Origin of the sequence: Streptomyces sp. NBC_01450 (genome assembly GCF_036227505.1) — a bacterium.
Taxonomy (GTDB): domain Bacteria; phylum Actinomycetota; class Actinomycetes; order Streptomycetales; family Streptomycetaceae; genus Streptomyces.
This window is the reverse complement of sequence record NZ_CP109480.1, coordinates 5,025,444-5,041,433: the sequence shown is the minus strand read 5'-3', so window position 1 is coordinate 5,041,433 and position 15,990 is coordinate 5,025,444. Positions and strand designations below refer to the sequence as shown.

14 protein-coding genes are annotated in these 15,990 nt (G+C 69.8%); 7 read left to right on the top strand and 7 right to left on the bottom strand.

Going from position 1 to position 15,990, the window contains the following annotated elements:
• The first annotated feature begins 29 nt into the window (after positions 1-29).
• The 5 genes from OG568_RS22545 to OG568_RS22525 all read left to right on the top strand — a co-directional run bounded on the left by OG568_RS22545 (position 30) and on the right by OG568_RS22525 (position 5,845).
• Positions 30-1,040, top strand: coding sequence for a polyprenyl synthetase family protein (locus OG568_RS22545; RefSeq protein WP_266584750.1), 1,011 nt, complete (start codon positions 30-32; stop codon positions 1,038-1,040).
• Between the two features lie 161 nt (positions 1,041-1,201).
• Entirely contained in the window at positions 1,202-2,296 is a 1,095-nt protein-coding gene (locus OG568_RS22540) for a CHRD domain-containing protein (RefSeq protein ID WP_329532876.1), read from the top strand.
• A 318-nt stretch (positions 2,297-2,614) separates the two neighbouring features.
• The gene (locus OG568_RS22535; protein ID WP_329532875.1) at positions 2,615-3,901 is read left to right on the top strand and encodes a LolA family protein; all 1,287 of its coding nucleotides are present in this window, start codon (positions 2,615-2,617) and stop codon (positions 3,899-3,901) included.
• Positions 3,902-3,978: 77 nt separating this feature from the next.
• Positions 3,979-4,944, top strand: coding sequence for an ABC transporter ATP-binding protein (locus tag OG568_RS22530; RefSeq protein ID WP_329532874.1), 966 nt, complete (start codon positions 3,979-3,981; stop codon positions 4,942-4,944).
• On the top strand, positions 4,931-5,845 hold the full coding sequence (locus OG568_RS22525; protein ID WP_329532873.1) for an ABC transporter permease: 915 nt from the start codon (positions 4,931-4,933) through the stop codon (positions 5,843-5,845). Before OG568_RS22530 ends, OG568_RS22525 begins: the two co-directional genes overlap by 14 nt.
• A 77-nt stretch (positions 5,846-5,922) precedes the next feature.
• Here the strand turns inward: OG568_RS22525 and OG568_RS22520 are convergent, their stop codons facing one another.
• Entirely contained in the window at positions 5,923-6,474 is a 552-nt protein-coding gene (locus OG568_RS22520) for a DUF6668 family protein (protein WP_329532872.1), read from the bottom strand.
• 221 nt (positions 6,475-6,695) lie between these two features.
• Between OG568_RS22520 and OG568_RS22515 the strand changes: the two genes are divergently transcribed.
• Positions 6,696-7,898 carry a tetratricopeptide repeat protein gene (locus OG568_RS22515; protein ID WP_329532871.1) on the top strand — a complete coding sequence of 401 codons (1,203 nt, stop codon included), beginning with the start codon at positions 6,696-6,698 and terminating at the stop codon, positions 7,896-7,898.
• A gap of 77 nt (positions 7,899-7,975) precedes the next feature.
• Here the strand turns inward: OG568_RS22515 and OG568_RS22510 are convergent, their stop codons facing one another.
• The 3 genes from OG568_RS22510 to OG568_RS22500 all read right to left on the bottom strand — a co-directional run bounded on the left by OG568_RS22510 (position 7,976) and on the right by OG568_RS22500 (position 11,237).
• Complete coding sequence (locus OG568_RS22510; RefSeq protein WP_266437425.1) at positions 7,976-8,923, bottom strand: M28 family metallopeptidase; 948 nt, start codon at positions 8,921-8,923, stop codon at positions 7,976-7,978.
• 268 nt (positions 8,924-9,191) lie between these two features.
• Positions 9,192-10,214 carry an EamA family transporter RarD gene (gene rarD, locus OG568_RS22505; RefSeq protein WP_329536416.1) on the bottom strand — a complete coding sequence of 341 codons (1,023 nt, stop codon included), beginning with the start codon at positions 10,212-10,214 and terminating at the stop codon, positions 9,192-9,194.
• Positions 10,215-10,382: 168 nt separating this feature from the next.
• The gene (locus tag OG568_RS22500) at positions 10,383-11,237 is read right to left on the bottom strand and encodes an SDR family oxidoreductase (RefSeq protein ID WP_329532870.1); all 855 of its coding nucleotides are present in this window, start codon (positions 11,235-11,237) and stop codon (positions 10,383-10,385) included.
• 191 nt (positions 11,238-11,428) lie between these two features.
• Here OG568_RS22500 and OG568_RS22495 point away from each other — a divergent pair, with 191 nt between their 5' ends.
• Complete coding sequence (locus OG568_RS22495; RefSeq protein WP_329536415.1) at positions 11,429-11,791, top strand: winged helix-turn-helix transcriptional regulator; 363 nt, start codon at positions 11,429-11,431, stop codon at positions 11,789-11,791.
• Between the two features lie 94 nt (positions 11,792-11,885).
• On the opposite strand, the gene OG568_RS22490 is transcribed toward OG568_RS22495, so the two are convergent.
• From OG568_RS22490 to OG568_RS22480, 3 genes are all read right to left on the bottom strand, one after another.
• Complete coding sequence (locus tag OG568_RS22490; protein ID WP_329532869.1) at positions 11,886-12,965, bottom strand: 2-oxoacid:ferredoxin oxidoreductase subunit beta; 1,080 nt, start codon at positions 12,963-12,965, stop codon at positions 11,886-11,888.
• Positions 12,958-14,889: a 2-oxoacid:acceptor oxidoreductase subunit alpha gene (locus OG568_RS22485; protein ID WP_329532868.1), complete on the bottom strand. Its 1,932-nt coding sequence runs from the start codon at positions 14,887-14,889 to the stop codon at positions 12,958-12,960. The genes OG568_RS22490 and OG568_RS22485 overlap by 8 nt, the downstream gene beginning before the upstream one ends.
• A 315-nt stretch (positions 14,890-15,204) precedes the next feature.
• Positions 15,205-15,864: a response regulator transcription factor gene (locus tag OG568_RS22480; RefSeq protein WP_323137216.1), complete on the bottom strand. Its 660-nt coding sequence runs from the start codon at positions 15,862-15,864 to the stop codon at positions 15,205-15,207.
• Between the last annotated feature and the right edge of the window lie 126 nt (positions 15,865-15,990).

The following is a 15,990-nucleotide window of genomic DNA, read 5'->3' as shown; positions in this document are numbered from 1 at the left end:
GTGATCGTCAGCAGACAGGAGAACCTCTCGTGACCGTCGTCGGGCCGTTCGGGCTGAGCGTGCGGGACCAGGCTCTCGAAGCCGATATCCAGGCCGGATTGACGGCTGTGGAGGAGGGCTTGCTCGAAGTCACCAAGAGTGAGGTCCCCTTCATCACGGAGGCCGCGCAGCATCTGCTGCGCGCCGGCGGAAAGCGGTTCCGTCCGCTGCTCGTGATGCTCGCCGCGCAGTTCGGTGACCCCTACGCGCCGGGTGTCGTGCCCTCGGCCGTGGTCGTCGAACTGACTCATCTCGCCACCCTGTACCACGACGACGTGATGGACGAGGCCGACGCGCGGCGCGGCGTGCCCAGTGCGAACACCCGTTGGGGCAACTCGGTCGCGGTCCTCACCGGTGATTTCCTCTTCGCGCGCGCGTCGCACACCCTGGCCGACCTCGGGCCCGAGGCCGTCCGTATCCAGGCCGAGGCGTTCGAGCGGCTCGTCACCGGGCAGATCCTGGAGACGGCGGGGCCGCGCGACGGGCGCGACCCGGTCGAGCACTACCTCGACGTGCTCAGCGGCAAGACCGGCTCGCTGGTCGCCGTGGCGTGCCGGTTCGGCGCGATGATGTCGGGTGCCGACGAGACGGTCGTGGACGTGCTGACGCAGTACGGGGAGCGGCTGGGTGTCGCCTTCCAGCTCGCGGACGACGTACTGGACATCGCCTCCGACTCGCACGAGTCGGGGAAGACGCCGGGGACGGACCTGCGCGAGGGCATCGCCACGCTGCCGGTGCTGCGGCTGCGTGAGCGGGCGGAGCGGCTCGGTCTCGCCGAGGACATCGCGCTGTGCGAGCTGCTCGACTCCGACCTCACGGACGACGACCGGCATGCGGAGGCGCTGGCCCTGCTGCGGGCGCACCCCGCCTTGGAGCAGGCCCGCAGGGACACCGTGCGGTACGCGGAGGAGGCCCGGGCCGCGCTCGTTCCGCTCCCCGAGTGTGATGCGAAGGCGGCGCTCACGGAGCTGGTGGACGCGGTGGTGCACCGGGCCGGGTAGGTGCCCGGTGGGCGCGACTGGCGGACGCGACCGGCGGATGCTCCTCGCGGTGTGACGCAGGTCACATTGTTGGATTGAGTCCAGGGTAGGAATCGGTCCGTACTCCCGTACAGAAGCTGACGCAGGGGGCGTCAGCTGCGCTACGGGGAGAAAAAAGAATCATGGAATCGAACGCCACGTTCAATGCCATGTCCGACATCGCGTCCGACGTCACGATCAAAGCGTCCGAGACGCCCCGCGCCTTCAGGGCCGTGTCGGGTACGCGTCGCAAGAGTCTGATCATGACCGGTGTCGCGGTGGCCGCCGCGGCCGGTGTCGCCGCCGCCGTCATCCCGGCGGTCGCCGCCAGTGGCGGCCACCACGCCGACGGCAGCGGCATGAGCCACTCGACGCACGGCGACCAGGCCGTCGTCACGCAGAGCGGAGTCCTCGGCGGCAGCGGCGGCACCATCCTCGCCACCAGCCTCCGCGGAGCCAACGAGATACCCGTCAAGGGCGGCCCCGCCGTCGGCGACAAGGACGGCGCGGCACTGGAGTTCGTCAAGGTCAAGGGGGACAAGGTGTCCGTCGCCGTGACCTGGCGCGGCACCGGCAGGCCGACCATGCTCCACATCCACCAAGGCGCCAAGGGCACCAACGGCGGCGTAAAGATCGACTTCACCAAGCTGCTCGGCGCGATCAAGGGCCACCACGTGGTCGGGACCATGAAGGTGAAGGACGCCGCCCTGCTGGAGCGGCTGAAGAACGACCCGGGTGCGTTCTACGCCAATCTGCACACCGCCGAGTTCCCGGGCGGAGCCGTCCGCGGCCAGCTCCACAAGGTCACCGGCTCCTTCGACTTCCGCGACGCCCTGGACAACTTCCAGGCGTCCGTGGTCAAGGGCAAGCAGATCTACGAGTGCAAGCCCGCCGAGGGCGGTGGCTACGCCTTCGCACAGCGTGACGTCGCCGCGCTGCTCGGTGGCGACATCGTGCACACGTTCGTGAAGCCCAACTCCGGTACGCCGCAGTGGGTCGCGCCCGACCGCAGCGCGGTCACCGGAGCGGTGATCTCCAAGACTCCGAACGGCGACAAGAACATCGCCGAGCTGGACCTCAAGGCCACTCAGTCCGGCAAGCACCGCGGTCTGCTGGCCGACACGCAGGAGATCCTGCGGCTCAACACCGTGGGCGGCGTCGCCCCGGCCGGGTCCTGCTCGCCGGGCACGATCGTGGGCGTGCCGTACCGGGCGGACTACGTGTTCGTGCAGCGGTGACGGACACGGACTTCGTGCGGCGTTGACGGACAGCGAGCTCAGCGAGCCTCAGGGCCTCAGTGAGCCTCAGGCGGGCTCAGGCGGGCTCAGCCGGGCTCAGGCGGTGGTTTCCCCAACCCCTACGGGTCGGGGGAGCCACCGCCTCCTCACGTCATACCGCAGGAGTACGTGGAGTTGAGTCCGGGGTCTGACGCTTCTCGTCGGCCGATTTGGTCAGATTGAGAACACCACTCCTCACCGGTTCGGGTGAGAATGGCGGCTATAGGGGTGGAGAAGTGAGGACGGTAGGCCGCCGCCGACGACGGAGGTAAGGCACACATGGCACCGTACGAATCCGACAGGACCGCCGGGGCGGAAGGATCGCCCGACGAGGCGGACGACGTCCGCGCGGGCCGGCGCAAGGCGGCTCGTTACGTCGTTCCGGTCGCAGTGGTGGGGGTGGCGGCCGCGACCATCGGGCTCGTCCCGGCGCTCGCCGACTCCGGCGACCCCAGCCTGCCGAAGATCACCGCACAGCAGCTCATCGAGAAGATCGCCAAGTCGGACGTCCAGGAGCTGTCCGGCACGGTCAAGGTCAGCACCGATCTCGGGCTGCCCAGCCTGGGCGGCCTGGAGAGCGGCCTGCTGTCCGGCGCCACCAAGGGGTCCGGCGGTTCCTCCGCCGACCCGCAGTCCAAGCTCATGGAGCTGGCCTCCGGCACGCACACGGTGCGCGTCGCGGTCGACGGCCCGGACAAGGCCAAGGTCTCCGTCCTGGAAAGCGCCGCCGAGTACAGCGTCATCCACAACGGCGACGACGTATGGGCGTACGACAGCAAGTCGAACGAGGTGTACCACTCGACGGCCCCCGCAGCCGAGAAGGGGCAGGAGAAGGCGCCGAAGGACGTCCCGACGACGCCCAAGGAGCTCGCCGACGAGGCCCTGAAGTCGGTCGACGACACGACCTCCGTGACGGTCGACGGCACGGCGCAGGTCGCGGGCCGTGACGCCTACAGGCTGCTCATCAAGCCGAAGCAGTCCGGCTCCACGGTCGGCGCGATCACCGTCGCGGTGGACGCGAAGACCGGGGTGCCGCTGAAGTTCACGCTGGTCCCGACGAGCGGCGGCGCGGCCGTCGTGGACGCCGGCTTCACCCAGGTCGACTTCGCCAAGCCGGCCGCCTCGACCTTCGACTTCACCCCGCCGAAGGGCGCGAAGGTCACCGAGGGCAAGGACTCCAAGGACCCCAAGGACTCCGAGGACTTCAAGGGCCCCAAGGGTTTCGAGCACTTCAAGGACTCCAAGGGCTCCAAGGCACCGGATTCCGCTCCGACCCGCGGTGACCTCGGCAAGGGGCTCGACGGTCTGAAGACCATCGGCAAGGGCTGGAGCACCATCGCCGAGTTCGACACGGGCGGCCAGGGCATGCCCTCCGGCTCGTCGTCCGAGGGCGGCGACGTCTCCGGGTTCCTGAACTCCCTCGGCGACCACGTCAAGGGCAAGTTCGGCTCGGGCACGGTGTTCTCGACCCGCCTGGTCAACGCGCTGATCACGGATGACGGCAAGGTGTACGCCGGTGCGGTCACCAAGGACGCGCTCGTGAAGGCGGCCAACGCCGCCCACTGAGCACCGTACGGACGGAACCGATCGCCGTAACGGACGGAACCGACCACCGTACGGACGAAGCCGAAACGAGGGAGCCCATGGAGGAGCGGTCCGCCGCCACCGCGCCCGCCGACGGCACGGTGATCGCCACTCGCGCGCTCACCAAGCGCTACCGCGGCGGACAGCTCGCCGTGGACGGCCTCGACCTGACCGTCCCGGCGGGCAGTGTCTTCGGCTTCCTCGGACCGAACGGCTCGGGCAAGACCACCACCATCCGCATGCTGATGGGTCTGATCGAGCCGACCTCGGGCACGGCGCGCGTGCTGGGGCAGCCCATGCCCCGCGCCGCCCGCGCCGTGCTCCCGCACGTGGGCGCCCTCATCGAGGGCCCCGCGCTGTACGGCTTCCTCTCCGGCCGCGACAACCTCCTGCGGTACGACGCCGCCGACCCGACCGCCGACCCGCGCACCCGGCGTACCCGCGTCGCGGGCGCCCTCGACCGGGTCGGACTCACCACGGCCGCGGGCAAGAAGGCGAAGGCCTACTCGCTCGGCATGAAGCAGCGGCTCGGGCTCGCGGCCGCGCTGCTCCAGCCCCGCCGCCTGCTCGTCCTGGACGAGCCGACCAACGGCCTCGACCCGCAGGGCATGCGTGAAATCCGTTCCCTCGTGCGGGAGCTGGCCTCGGACGGCACGACCGTCTTCCTCTCCTCGCACCTGCTCGACGAGATCGAGCAGGTGTGCACGCACGCCGCCGTGATGACGCAGGGGCGGCTGATCACCCAGGGCCCGGTGGCGGAGCTCGCGGCGGGTGCCCGGGGGCGGCTGGTCGTGACCACCCCGGACCCCGGCGACGCGGCGCGCGTGCTGAAGGAGCAAGGGGTCGCGGATCTCGTCGTGACGGAGACGGGGGTGACCGCCGAACCTCCGGACCGTGAACTCGCCGAGCTGAACGCCGCGTTGGTCACGGCGGGCGTCCGGGTCCGCGGCTTCGGTGTCGAACGGGCCTCACTGGAGGACGCGTTCGTGGCGCTGACGGGGGAGGGGTTCGATGTCGCGGGCTGAGCTTGAGGCCGAGGCCGAGACCGGGGCGGTACGCGTCCAGGACACGGCCGTACGGAAACCGAATCCTCTGTGGACCTTCGGACTCTTCCGCAGCGAACTCGTCACCACCTTCCGGCGCTGGCGGACCATCGCGCTGCTCGGCGTGCTCGCGGCCGTGCCGATCCTCATCGGCATCGCCATCAAGGTCGAGACGCGCGACGGCTCGTCGGCGGGCGGTGGCGGCGGCGAAGGGCCGGCGTTCATCTCGCAGATCACCAACAACGGTCTGTTCCTGGTGTTCACGGCACTCGCCGCGACCCTCCCCTTCTTCCTGCCGATGGCCATCGGCGTCATCGCGGGCGACGCGATCGCGGGCGAAGCGAACGCGGGGACACTGCGCTACCTGCTGGTCGCGCCTGCGGGCCGTACCCGCCTGCTCCTCACCAAGTACGCGACCACGATGACGTTCTGCCTGGTCGCGACCCTGGTGGTGGCGGCCTCGGCGCTCGCGGTCGGAGCTCTGCTCTTCCCTCTGGGCGAGCTGACGACCATCTCCGGGACCCGGATCAGCTTCGCCGAGGGGCTCGGGCGGGCGTTTCTCATCGCGCTGGTCGTCGCCGCGTCACTGACCGGCATCGCGGCCCTCGGCCTGTTCGTCTCGACGCTGACCAACAGCGGCATCGCGGCGATGGCGACGACGGTCGGCCTCCTCATCACCGTCCAGATCCTCGACCAGATCCCCCAGCTCCACGCCCTCCAGCCGTACTTCTTCTCCCACTACTGGCTGTCCTTCGCCGACCTCATGCGCGACCCGGTGTACTGGGACGACCTGGTCCGCGACCTCGGTCTCCAGGGCCTGTACGTGGCGGTGTTCGGCTCGGCGGCGTGGGCGCGGTTCGCGGCGAAGGACATCACCGCGTAGCCACTGGCGCACGCCGGCCATGCCCCGCGTGCCGTGCGGGCGCCGGGTGCCGGGTCTCGTCGGGGTCAGGGAAGGTTTCAGGGAAGGTGCGCGGCGCCCGTCAGACGGGCCAGCGCGGCGGTTTCCCGGGGCGGCGCCGCGGTGAGGTCACCGATGCGCCACGCCGGAATCCATGGCACCTGGTACACGTCGATCAGTGAATCGATCACCTTGACGCGCTGGGCGAGCGGGCGGGGCAGTCGCCCGGGTGCGTCCGCGACCAGCACCACGGCGTCGAGGTCGAGCCCCGGGGGCGCCTCGCCCCTGCGGAAGGTGTCCAGGGTGTGCGAGACGGCGTCCAGTCCCGTCGCGTGCGTACGCCCGACGAGAAGCACCGACCCCGGCTCTCCCTGGTCGGGCCGGGGCCAGTTACGCCCCGCGTCATGGCCGCCGAAGACCGCGGCGAGCGTGGAGGTACCGGCCCCGCCGTGTGTCGCGACCCAGGCGAATCGCCGTGGGCCGACGGCGAGGTGGCCCGGTTCTGCCCCGCCGGGTTCGTGCCACCGCGTGGGTTCCGGCGTGTCGGCGACCGGCCCGCGGATCCAGATCTCGGGCCCGTCCGCCCCCTGCCATGTGCTCCCCTGTATCACCGGACCACTCTCCTCGGTCGTCGGCCGTCAGTCATCGGTCGTCCTCAGTCGTCCTCGGTCGTCATCGATCGTCGTCGTTCTCGTCGTCGGCCACTCTTACGAGCCTGTGACGCGGTAGTGACGCATGCAGCGGTGGTGAGCCGAGAGACTTGACTGTATGTACCTGACCGAATCTTGAGGCAAGGTCGACGCATGGAAGTACGACCCGAGTGAGGGAACCGATGGCTCGACTCAGCCGCGAACAGAAGCGGGAATCGAAGCGGCAGCGCTCGGCGGTCGGCCCCGGTGCCGGCCCGCTGGAGGTGTGGGTCCCCGCACCCGCCGGGGGAAGCGGGAGCGGCGCGACGGTCGGCGACGTGCCGGTCGTCGTCGTGCCCGGCGAGACCGTCCAGGCCGCCGTCCTGAACCACCTCCACCGACTCGCCCTCGCCGCCGGCCACCCCGTTCTCGCCACCATCCACGACGAACGGATCGGTTTCGTCGTACCGCTCGAGGTCTACGGGGACGGGTCGAGCCGGTACACGGGCGAGCCGGTACGGGTGGGACCGCCGGCCGAGGTTCCTGGGGCGTCCGGAGCGCGGGCAACCCCTCCCGCGATGCCCGCGAGCCCTCCCGCGATGCCCGCGACCCCTCCCACGATGCCCGCGAGCCCTCCCGCGGCGCCGCCGGTGCCGGAGCCTCAGCCCCTGCCCGGGGCCGCGGCGACGCATGCCCTGCGGCCGCTGCCGGAGTCGACGCGGGACGCCATGCCCGGTGTCGTGGCGGCTCCGACGGGCGAGTTCGGCCCGCCGCCCGTGGGACTGACACCTGAGCGGCCGGTGCCCGCGATGGCGACCATGTCCGGCATGGACTCCGAGCCGGAGCCGGAGCCGAAGCCCACTCCCGCGCGGGGTTTCGACGCCGTCGCCGAGTCGGTACTGGCACCGGTCGAGGAGATGGAGGGCGCGGCGTTCCTCGTGGAGCCCGTGGTGCGGATCAACGAGGCCGTGAAGATGGGCCGGATCGAAGAGGCCGCCGGGATGGCGGAGCGGGTCGTCGCGGACGCGTCGCGGTCGCTGGGCCCCGAGCACCCGGAGGTGCTGCGGCTGCGCGAGCTGACCTCGTACATCGCCTACCTGGCCGGCGACCCGCTCCGGTCGTTCCACCTGTCCCTCGACCTCGCCCGGATCCGCGAGCGGCACCAGGACCCCGAAGCCGCGTACGGCAACGTGCAGAGTGCCGCGGCGGCCTGGCGAGCGGTCCGCGACCCCGTGCAGGGGCTGAACCTGGGGCAGGACCTGATCACGCTGTGGAGCGAACTCGTGGCCGACGGCGGCCCCGCCGCCGACGACCTCGAACAGCTGGAGTCGGCCCGCAACCGCATGACCCGCCTCGCGGACCGGGCCCGGTCCCGCTCCCTGGCCGACAACCCGTACACACCCTAGGAGCGACTCCTGGGGCGTGTACGGGGGCGGAAGCCATTGGAGGACGGGGAGAGGACGGGGAGAGGACTAGGAGAGGACTAGGAGGACAGCGTCCACACGGCGTACGCCAGCGCGTCCGCGTTCCGGTCCAGCGCCGTGTCGTTGATGTTGGACGCCGTGTCGCAGGAGGCGTGGTAGCAGCGGTCGAAGGCCTGGCCGGACGTGCCGCCCCACTTGGCGGCCTGGGCGGCCGTCTTGATGTAGTCGGCGCCGCTGAAGAGGCCGCCGACCGGGATGCCCACGTTCTTGAAGGGGGAGTGGTCCGAGCGGCCGTCGCCCTCGGTCTCCGGCTCCGTGGCGATGCCGACGCCCGCGAAGTAGTCCTTGAAGGTCTTCTCGATGGTGGGGTCGTCGTCGTAGACGAAGTAGCCGGGGTTCGGCGAGCCGATCATGTCGAAGTTCAGATAGTCGCTGATCTTCGCCCGGTTCGCGGAGGACAGGCTGTTCACGTAGTACTTCGAGCCGACCATCCCCAGCTCCTCCGCGCCCCACCAGGCGAACCGCAGGTGCTTGGTGGGCTGGTACTGGGCCCGGGAGACGGCGAGCGCGGTCTCCAGGATCGCGGCGGACCCGGATCCGTTGTCGTTGATGCCGGGACCCGCGGTCACGCTGTCGAGGTGGGAGCCGGCCATGACGACCTGGTTGGAGTCGCCGCCGGGCCAGTCGGCGATCAGGTTGTATCCGGTGCGTCCGGAGGATGTGAACTGCTGGAGGGTCGTGGTGAATCCGGCCGCGTCCAGCTTCGCCTTCACGTAGTCGATGGAGGCCTTGTACCCGGTGCGGCCGTGGGCGCGGTTGCCGCCGTTGGCGGTGGCGATGGACTGCAGCTGCGCGAGATGGGCCTTGACGTTGGCCACGGGGATGTCGGGTGCGGCGGCCGCGGCGGTGGGGGCGGGCGCCGCGCCGGATATCGCGCCGGTGGTGAGGAGCGTGACGGCCGCGACGATGGTGGCGCCGGTGGCACGCCCGGGAACGGAGAGCTTCATGTGGGGGGCTCCGAATTCCTGGTGGGAAAGGGGTGCCTGATGGTGTTTCTGAGGCTGACGTTCCGTCAAGAGCGCAATCCGGTCAGCGGAGTTCGGACAGCGAACCCGTTCACCGGGGGGCGCAGCCCCACCCCAGGGGCGCGGGGAACCGCGCGACCAGCCACCACCCACCCGCGGTCGAAAAACTCACCCGGGGCCGAGGGGGGCTTGGGGGAGGCGGAGCCCCCAGTCGGGATGGGACGGGTAGGGGCGGCGAGGGAAAAACCCTCTACGGCTTGGCGTCCATGGCGGCGGCCCCCCGCACCCGGGCACCGGGGACCGCGCCCCCGCTCCCACCCCTGAGCGCCCGCGCCGCCCGCCGCGCAGTCCGCAGCGCGTCGAAGGTGAGCAGCGCCAGCGCGAGCCAGACCAGCGCGAACCCGGCCCACCGCTCGGGCGGCATGGCCTCGTGGAAGTAGAGGATGCCGAGAAGGAACTGGAAGACGGGCGCGAGGTACTGCAGCAGCCCCAGCGTGGACAACGGCACCCGTATCGCTGCCGCGCCGAAACAGACCAGCGGAAGCGCGGTCACCACGCCCGTCGCCGCGAGCAGCGTCGCATGCCCCGCACCCTCCGTGCCGAAGGTCGCGCCTCCGCTCGAACCCAGCCACAGCAGATAGGCGAGCGCGGGCAGGAACTGGATCGCCGTCTCGGCGGCGAGCGACTCGATCCCGCCGAGGTTGACCTTCTTCTTCACCAGCCCGTACGTGGCGAAGGAGAAGGCGAGGGTGAGGGAGATCCACGGCGGCCGGCCGTACCCGATGGTGAGGACGAGCACCGCGGAGAAGCCGACACCGACCGCCGCCCACTGCACCGGGCGTAGCCGTTCCTTCAACAGGAGTACGCCCATGGCGATGGTGACGAGCGGGTTGATGAAGTAGCCGAGGGAGGCCTCGACCACGTGCTCGCTGTTCACGGCCCAGATGTAGACGCCCCAGTTGACCGTGATCACGGCCGCCGCGACGGTGATCAGCCCCAGCTTGCGCGGCTGTCGCAGCAGCTGGCCGAGCCAGGCCCAGCGCCGCATCACCAACAGGGCGACGCCGACCACCGCGAGGGACCACACCATCCGGTGGGCGAGGATCTCGAGGGCCCCGGCCGGCTTCAACAGCGGCCAGAAGAGCGGAACGAGCCCCCACATCCCGTACGCGGCGAAGCCGTTCAACAGGCCGATGCGTTGCTCGGCCCTGGATGTCCGGGGTCCCGTCGAGCCGACAGGGTCACTGGAGCCTGTGGAGCCGGTCGCCCCCATCGAGTTCTTCGCCTGCCGCACGGCCACCGGCCCTCCCTCTCGCGCAGCTGCTCCCGTGCAGCCTCCAAGAAGGTAGCGCCGGGCACCCCCGCCTGTCATGCCCGTATCGCCATACGGTCATGACAGGCGAGGGCTGGGAGGGCGACGGTGCCAGGGCCCCGAGGGGAGTCAGCCCTTCAGCGCCGCCGCGATCGACTCGGCGACCGGCGTGGTCGGGCGGCCGGTCAGCCGGGACAGGTCACCGCTGGTGCCGGCGAGCTCGCCCTTCTCGATGGACGCGTCGACGCCCGCCAGGATCGCGGCGAGGGGGCCGGGCAGTCCGGCGCCGGTCAGGATGCCGGTGAGCGCCTCGACGGAGACGGCGTTGTAGACGATCTCCTTGCCGGACCGCTCGGCCACCAGGGCGGCGTACTCGGCGAAGCTCCACGCGGTGTCGCCGCTCAGCTCGTACGTCTTGTTCTCGTGGCCCTCGCCGGTCAGTACGGCCACGGCGGCGGCCGCGTAGTCGGCGCGGGTGGCGGAGGCGACCTTGCCGTCACCGGCGGCCTGGGTGACGGCGCCGTGCTCGAGGGCCGGGGCGAGGTTCTCGGTGTAGTTCTCGTTGTACCAGCCGTTGCGCAGCAGGGCGTAGGGCACGCCCGACTCCAGGATCGCCTTCTCGGTGCCCTTGTGGTCGTCGGCGAGGGCGGCGGTCAGGCTGCCCGGGGCGCTGGTGTACGCGAAGAGCGCGACCCCGGCGGCCTTGGCGGCGTCCAGGACGACCTGGTGCTGGGCCACGCGGCCCTTGTCGAACTCGTTGCCGGAGATGAGCAGCACCTTGTCGCCGGCGGCGAAGAGGGTCCCGAAGGTCTCGGGCTCGTTGTAGTTGGCGACCGCGATCTTCACACCGCGGGCCGCATAGCCGGCGGCCTTCTCCGCGTCGCGGACGACGGCGGTGATCCGGTCGGCCGGAACCTTCTCCAGCAGCCCTTCGATGACGTGGCGGCCGAGGTGTCCGGTGGCTCCGGTGACGACGATGCTCATGACTTGGCTCCTTGTGGGGTGGGTCTGCCACTCACCCTAGGAGGTGCACTAACTCTGCGAAAGTACCCACTTTGAAGTAAGGTACTGGCATGGGAGTAAGCGCAGAGACATCTGTAGAAGCCGCGGCCGCCGCCAAGACTCCGGCCGTCTCCAAGCCCCCGGCCGTCTCCAAGTACGACATCGGCGAGGCGATGTGCCCGTACCGCCTGGTCCTGGAGCACGTCACCAGCCGCTGGGGCGTGCTCGTACTGATCGAGCTGCTCGACCGCCCCTACCGCTTCAGCGAGCTGCGCCGGGCGATCGGCCGGGTCAGCGAGAAGATGCTCACCCAGACCCTCCAGACCCTGGAGCGCGACGGTCTCGTCCACCGTGACGCGAAGCCCGTGATCCCGCCCCGCGTCGACTACTCGCTCACCGGACTCGGCCGCGAGGCCGCCGAGCAGGTGCGCGCGCTGGCCGTCTGGACCAAGGACCGGATGGACGACGTCGAGAAGTCCCGTCACGCGTACGACGAGGCCCGGGCGTCAGCCGCCCGGGCCCCTGGAACCTCTTGAGCGCCCAGAAGAACGCCTAGAAGATCACCTCGAAGAACGCCTCGAAGAACGCCTCGAAGAACGCCTCGAAGAACGCCTCGAACGGGCGGCTCGCTCAGCCCACGACCGTCCAGGTGTCCCCGCCCGCGAGGAGCGTCGCGAGGTCACCCTTGCCGTTCTGTTCGATGGCCGTGTCGAGCTGGTCGGCCATCTGGGTGTCGTAGACCGGCCGCTCCACGGAGCGCAGGACGCCGATCGGGGTGTGGTGCAGGGTGTCCGGGTCGGCCAGCCGGGAGAGCGCGAAGGCCGTGGTCGGGGACGCGGAGTGGGCGTCGTGGACCAGGATCTGTGCCTCGTTCTCCGGGGTGACGGCGACGACCTTCAGATCACCGGTCAGCTGATCCCGTACGACACCCTTGGCGCGTTCCGCGCCGAAGCGGATCTGCTGCCCGTGTTCGAGACGGATCACCGCCTCCTCGGCCTGCTGCTTGTCCTTGAGGACCTCGAAGGCGCCGTCGTTGAAGATGTTGCAGTTCTGGTAGATCTCCACCAGCGCCGTGCCCGGGTGGGCGGCGGCCTGCCGCAGTACGTCGGTGAGGTGCTTGCGGTCGGAGTCCACGGTCCGGGCCACGAAGGACGCCTCCGCGCCGATGGCCAGGGACACCGGGTTGAAGGGCGCGTCCAGCGAACCCATCGGCGTCGACTTGGTGATCTTGCCGACCTCGGAGGTCGGCGAGTACTGACCCTTGGTGAGGCCGTAGATCCGGTTGTTGAACAGCAGGATCTTCAGGTTCACGTTGCGGCGCAGCGCGTGGATCAGATGGTTGCCGCCGATGGAGAGGGCGTCCCCGTCACCGGTCACCACCCACACGCTCAGGTCCCGCCTGCTGGAGGCGAGGCCCGTCGCGATGGCGGGTGCGCGGCCGTGGATGGAGTGCATGCCGTACGTGTTCATGTAGTACGGGAAGCGGGACGAGCAGCCGATGCCCGACACGAAGACGATGTTCTCCTTGGCGAGGCCGAGCTCGGGCATGAAGCCCTGCACGGCGGCCAGGATCGCGTAGTCACCGCAACCGGGGCACCAGCGCACTTCCTGATCGGACTTGAAGTCCTTCATGGACTGCCTGGCCTCGGCCTTGGGCACCAGAGTGAGCGACTCGATCGTGTCCGCGCTTCCTGCGGTCGTCTCAGCCATCGATGGCCTCCTTGAGCGCCGTGGCGAGCTGTTCGGCCTTGAACGGCATGCCGTTGACCTGGTTGTAGGAGTGCGCGTCGACCAGGTACTTCGCCCGGACGAGAGTGGCGAGCTGGCCGAGGTTCATCTCGGGGATCACCACCTTCTCGTAACGCCCCAGCACCGCTCCGAGATTCTGGGGGAAGGGGTTGAGGTGGCGCAGATGGGCCTGCGCGACGTTCTCCCCGGCCGCCCGCAGCCGCCGTACCGCCGCGGTGATGGGTCCGTACGTCGAACCCCAGCCCAGCACGAGGGTGTTGGCCTCGCCGGAGGGGTCGTCGACCTCGATGTCCGGGACATCGATGCCGTCGATCTTCGCCTGGCGGGTGCGGACCATGAAGTCGTGGTTGGCGGGGTCGTAGGAGATGTTGCCCGTGCCGTCCTGCTTCTCGATGCCGCCGATGCGGTGTTCGAGCCCCGGTGTGCCCGGGATCGCCCAGGGGCGGGCCAGGGTCTGCGGGTCGCGCTTGTACGGCCAGAACACTTCCGTGCCGTCGTCCAGCGTGTGGTTCGGGCCCTGCGCGAACTGCACCCGCAGATCCGGGAGTTCGTCGACCTCTGGGATCCGCCACGGCTCGGAGCCGTTGGCCAGGTAGCCGTCGGACAGGAGGAGGACGGGGGTGCGGTAGGTGAGGGCGATCCGGGCCGCCTCCAGGGCGGCGTCGAAGCAGTCGGCCGGTGTGCACGGGGCGACCACCGGGACCGGGGCCTCTCCGTTGCGCCCGTACATCGCCTGGAGCAGGTCCGCCTGCTCCGTCTTCGTCGGCAGACCCGTGGACGGCCCGCCGCGCTGGATGTCGATGACCAGCAGTGGCAGTTCCAGGGAGACCGCGAGCCCGATGGTCTCCGACTTCAGTGCCACGCCCGGCCCGGAGGTGGTGGTGACGGCGAGGGAGCCGCCGAAGGCCGCGCCCAGGGCGGCGCCGATGCCCGCGATCTCGTCCTCGGCCTGGAAGGTGCGCACGCCGAAATTCTTGTGCTTGCTGAGCTCGTGCAGGATGTCGGAGGCGGGGGTGATCGGGTAAGAGCCCAGGTAGAGGGGCAGGTCCGCCTGCTTGGAGGCGGCGATCAGGCCGTACGACAGGGCCAGGTTCCCGGAGATGTTGCGGTAGGTGCCGGTCGGGAAGGTCTTGGCGGCCGGAGCGACCTCGTACGAGACCGCGAAGTCCTCCGTCGTCTCGCCGAAGTTCCAGCCCGCCCGGAACGCGGCGATGTTGGCGGCGGCGATCTCGGGCTTCTTCGCGAACTTGGTCTGCAGGAACTTCTCCGTGCCCTCGGTGGGCCGGTGATACATCCACGACAGAAGCCCCAGCGCGAACATGTTCTTGCTGCGCTCGGCCTCCTTGCGGGACAGCTCGAACTCCTTGAGCGCCTCGACCGTCATCGTCGTCAGCGGGACCGGATGGACGGCGTACCCGTCCAGCGAACCGTCCTCCAGCGGGCTGGCGGCGTAGCCGACCTTCGCCATCGCCCGCTTGGTGAACTCGTCCGTGTTGACGATGATCTCCGCGCCACGCGGCACATCACCGATGTTCGCCTTCAGGGCGGCCGGGTTCATGGCTACCAGGACATTCGGCGCGTCACCGGGCGTGAGGATGTCGTGGTCCGCGAAATGCAGCTGAAATGAAGAAACGCCCGGCAGTGTGCCTGCGGGCGCTCGGATTTCGGCGGGGAAGTTCGGCAGCGTGGAAAGATCATTGCCGAAGGACGCCGTTTCGGAGGTGAAGCGGTCGCCGGTGAGTTGCATTCCATCACCGGAGTCACCCGCGAACCGGATGATCACCCGGTCGAGCCGGCGAGTTTCCTTTGCCCTCGCCGGTTTGCGCTGTTCTCCTACGACGGCTCCGTCGGCATGCTCCGCTGGGCTACTGACCTGGCTGGTCACTTAACTGGACCTCCTTCGAGGCGGCTGTCTGGGAGCGGCCTTCCCGCAGACCTTCCCAGGACCAACCCTACGTCTGTAAGGGTCGCCTTCCCTCGGCCGTTCGCATGATGGACACCATTTTGAGACGGTTCGACGCCCTGAATTGTCATGACTTACTCGCCCCCGACGCTCCTCTGGAAGACGCTTCCACCTCATCCTTTGGTTCTCGTGCCGGTCTCGTGCCGGTCTCGCGCCGCGCTGGTGCCGCTCTGGTGCCGTGTCGGGCGCCCCTGGGCCTCGCGGGGGATTCCGGTCGGCTGCCCCAGTGTCAGTCCCTCAGGAGTTCAGATACGTGAGGACGGCGAGAACACGCCGGTGATCCCCGTCGCTCGGGGACAGCCCGAGTTTCAGAAAGATATTGCTGACGTGTTTCTCGACCGCTCCGTCACTCACCACGAGCTGCCGGGCGATCGCCGAATTGGTGCGTCCCTCGGCCATAAGTCCTAGGACCTCCCGCTCCCGTGGGGTGAGCCCGGCCAGCACATCCTGCTTGCGGCTGCGCCCGAGCAGCTGCGCGACCACCTCCGGGTCCAGCGCGGTACCCCCCTGGGCCACCCGCACCACCGCGTCCACGAATTCGCGAACCTCCGCGACGCGGTCCTTGAGCAGATAGCCGACGCCACGGCTGGAACCGGCCAGCAGTTCGGTGGCGTAGCGCTCCTCCACGTACTGCGACAGCACCAGCACCCCCACCCCCGGATGGTGCTTGCGCAGCTGCACGGCCGCCTTCACGCCCTCGTCGGTGTGCGTCGGCGGCATCCGTACGTCGGCGACCACGACGTCCGGCAGCGCGTTCTGGGCCGCCAGGTCGGTGATGGTCTTGATCAGCGCGTCGCCGTCCCCGACGCCGGCCACGACGTCGTGCCCACGGTCGGTCAACAACCGGGTCAGGCCCTCCCTGAGCAGCACTGAATCCTCGGCGATGACCACCCGCACCCTGTCCTCCACGATTTTCGGCCCCCCACACCCGTCTCCGGCCCACGCCGGCCACCACGTCCCCGCTCACACATCAGCCCTCAGCATCCCAGCATTCGGACCGACCCGCGCCCGAGCAAGGGGAAT

Bases quoted from the DNA above. Each gene is read 5' to 3' on its own strand.
- OG568_RS22540 (WP_329532876.1), top strand. From the start codon at position 1,202: ATGGAATCGAACGCCACGTTCAATGCCATGTCCGACATCGCGTCCGAC.
- OG568_RS22535 (WP_329532875.1), top strand. From the start codon at position 2,615: ATGGCACCGTACGAATCCGACAGGACCGCCGGGGCGGAAGGATCGCCC.
- OG568_RS22530 (WP_329532874.1), top strand. From the start codon at position 3,979: ATGGAGGAGCGGTCCGCCGCCACCGCGCCCGCCGACGGCACGGTGATC.
- OG568_RS22525 (WP_329532873.1), top strand. From the start codon at position 4,931: ATGTCGCGGGCTGAGCTTGAGGCCGAGGCCGAGACCGGGGCGGTACGC.
- OG568_RS22515 (WP_329532871.1), top strand. From the start codon at position 6,696: ATGGCTCGACTCAGCCGCGAACAGAAGCGGGAATCGAAGCGGCAGCGC.
- OG568_RS22510 (WP_266437425.1), bottom strand. From the start codon at position 8,923: ATGAAGCTCTCCGTTCCCGGGCGTGCCACCGGCGCCACCATCGTCGCG.
- rarD (WP_329536416.1), bottom strand. From the start codon at position 10,214: ATGGGGGCGACCGGCTCCACAGGCTCCAGTGACCCTGTCGGCTCGACG.
- OG568_RS22500 (WP_329532870.1), bottom strand. From the start codon at position 11,237: ATGAGCATCGTCGTCACCGGAGCCACCGGACACCTCGGCCGCCACGTC.
- OG568_RS22495 (WP_329536415.1), top strand. From the start codon at position 11,429: ATGTGCCCGTACCGCCTGGTCCTGGAGCACGTCACCAGCCGCTGGGGC.
- OG568_RS22490 (WP_329532869.1), bottom strand. From the start codon at position 12,965: ATGGCTGAGACGACCGCAGGAAGCGCGGACACGATCGAGTCGCTCACT.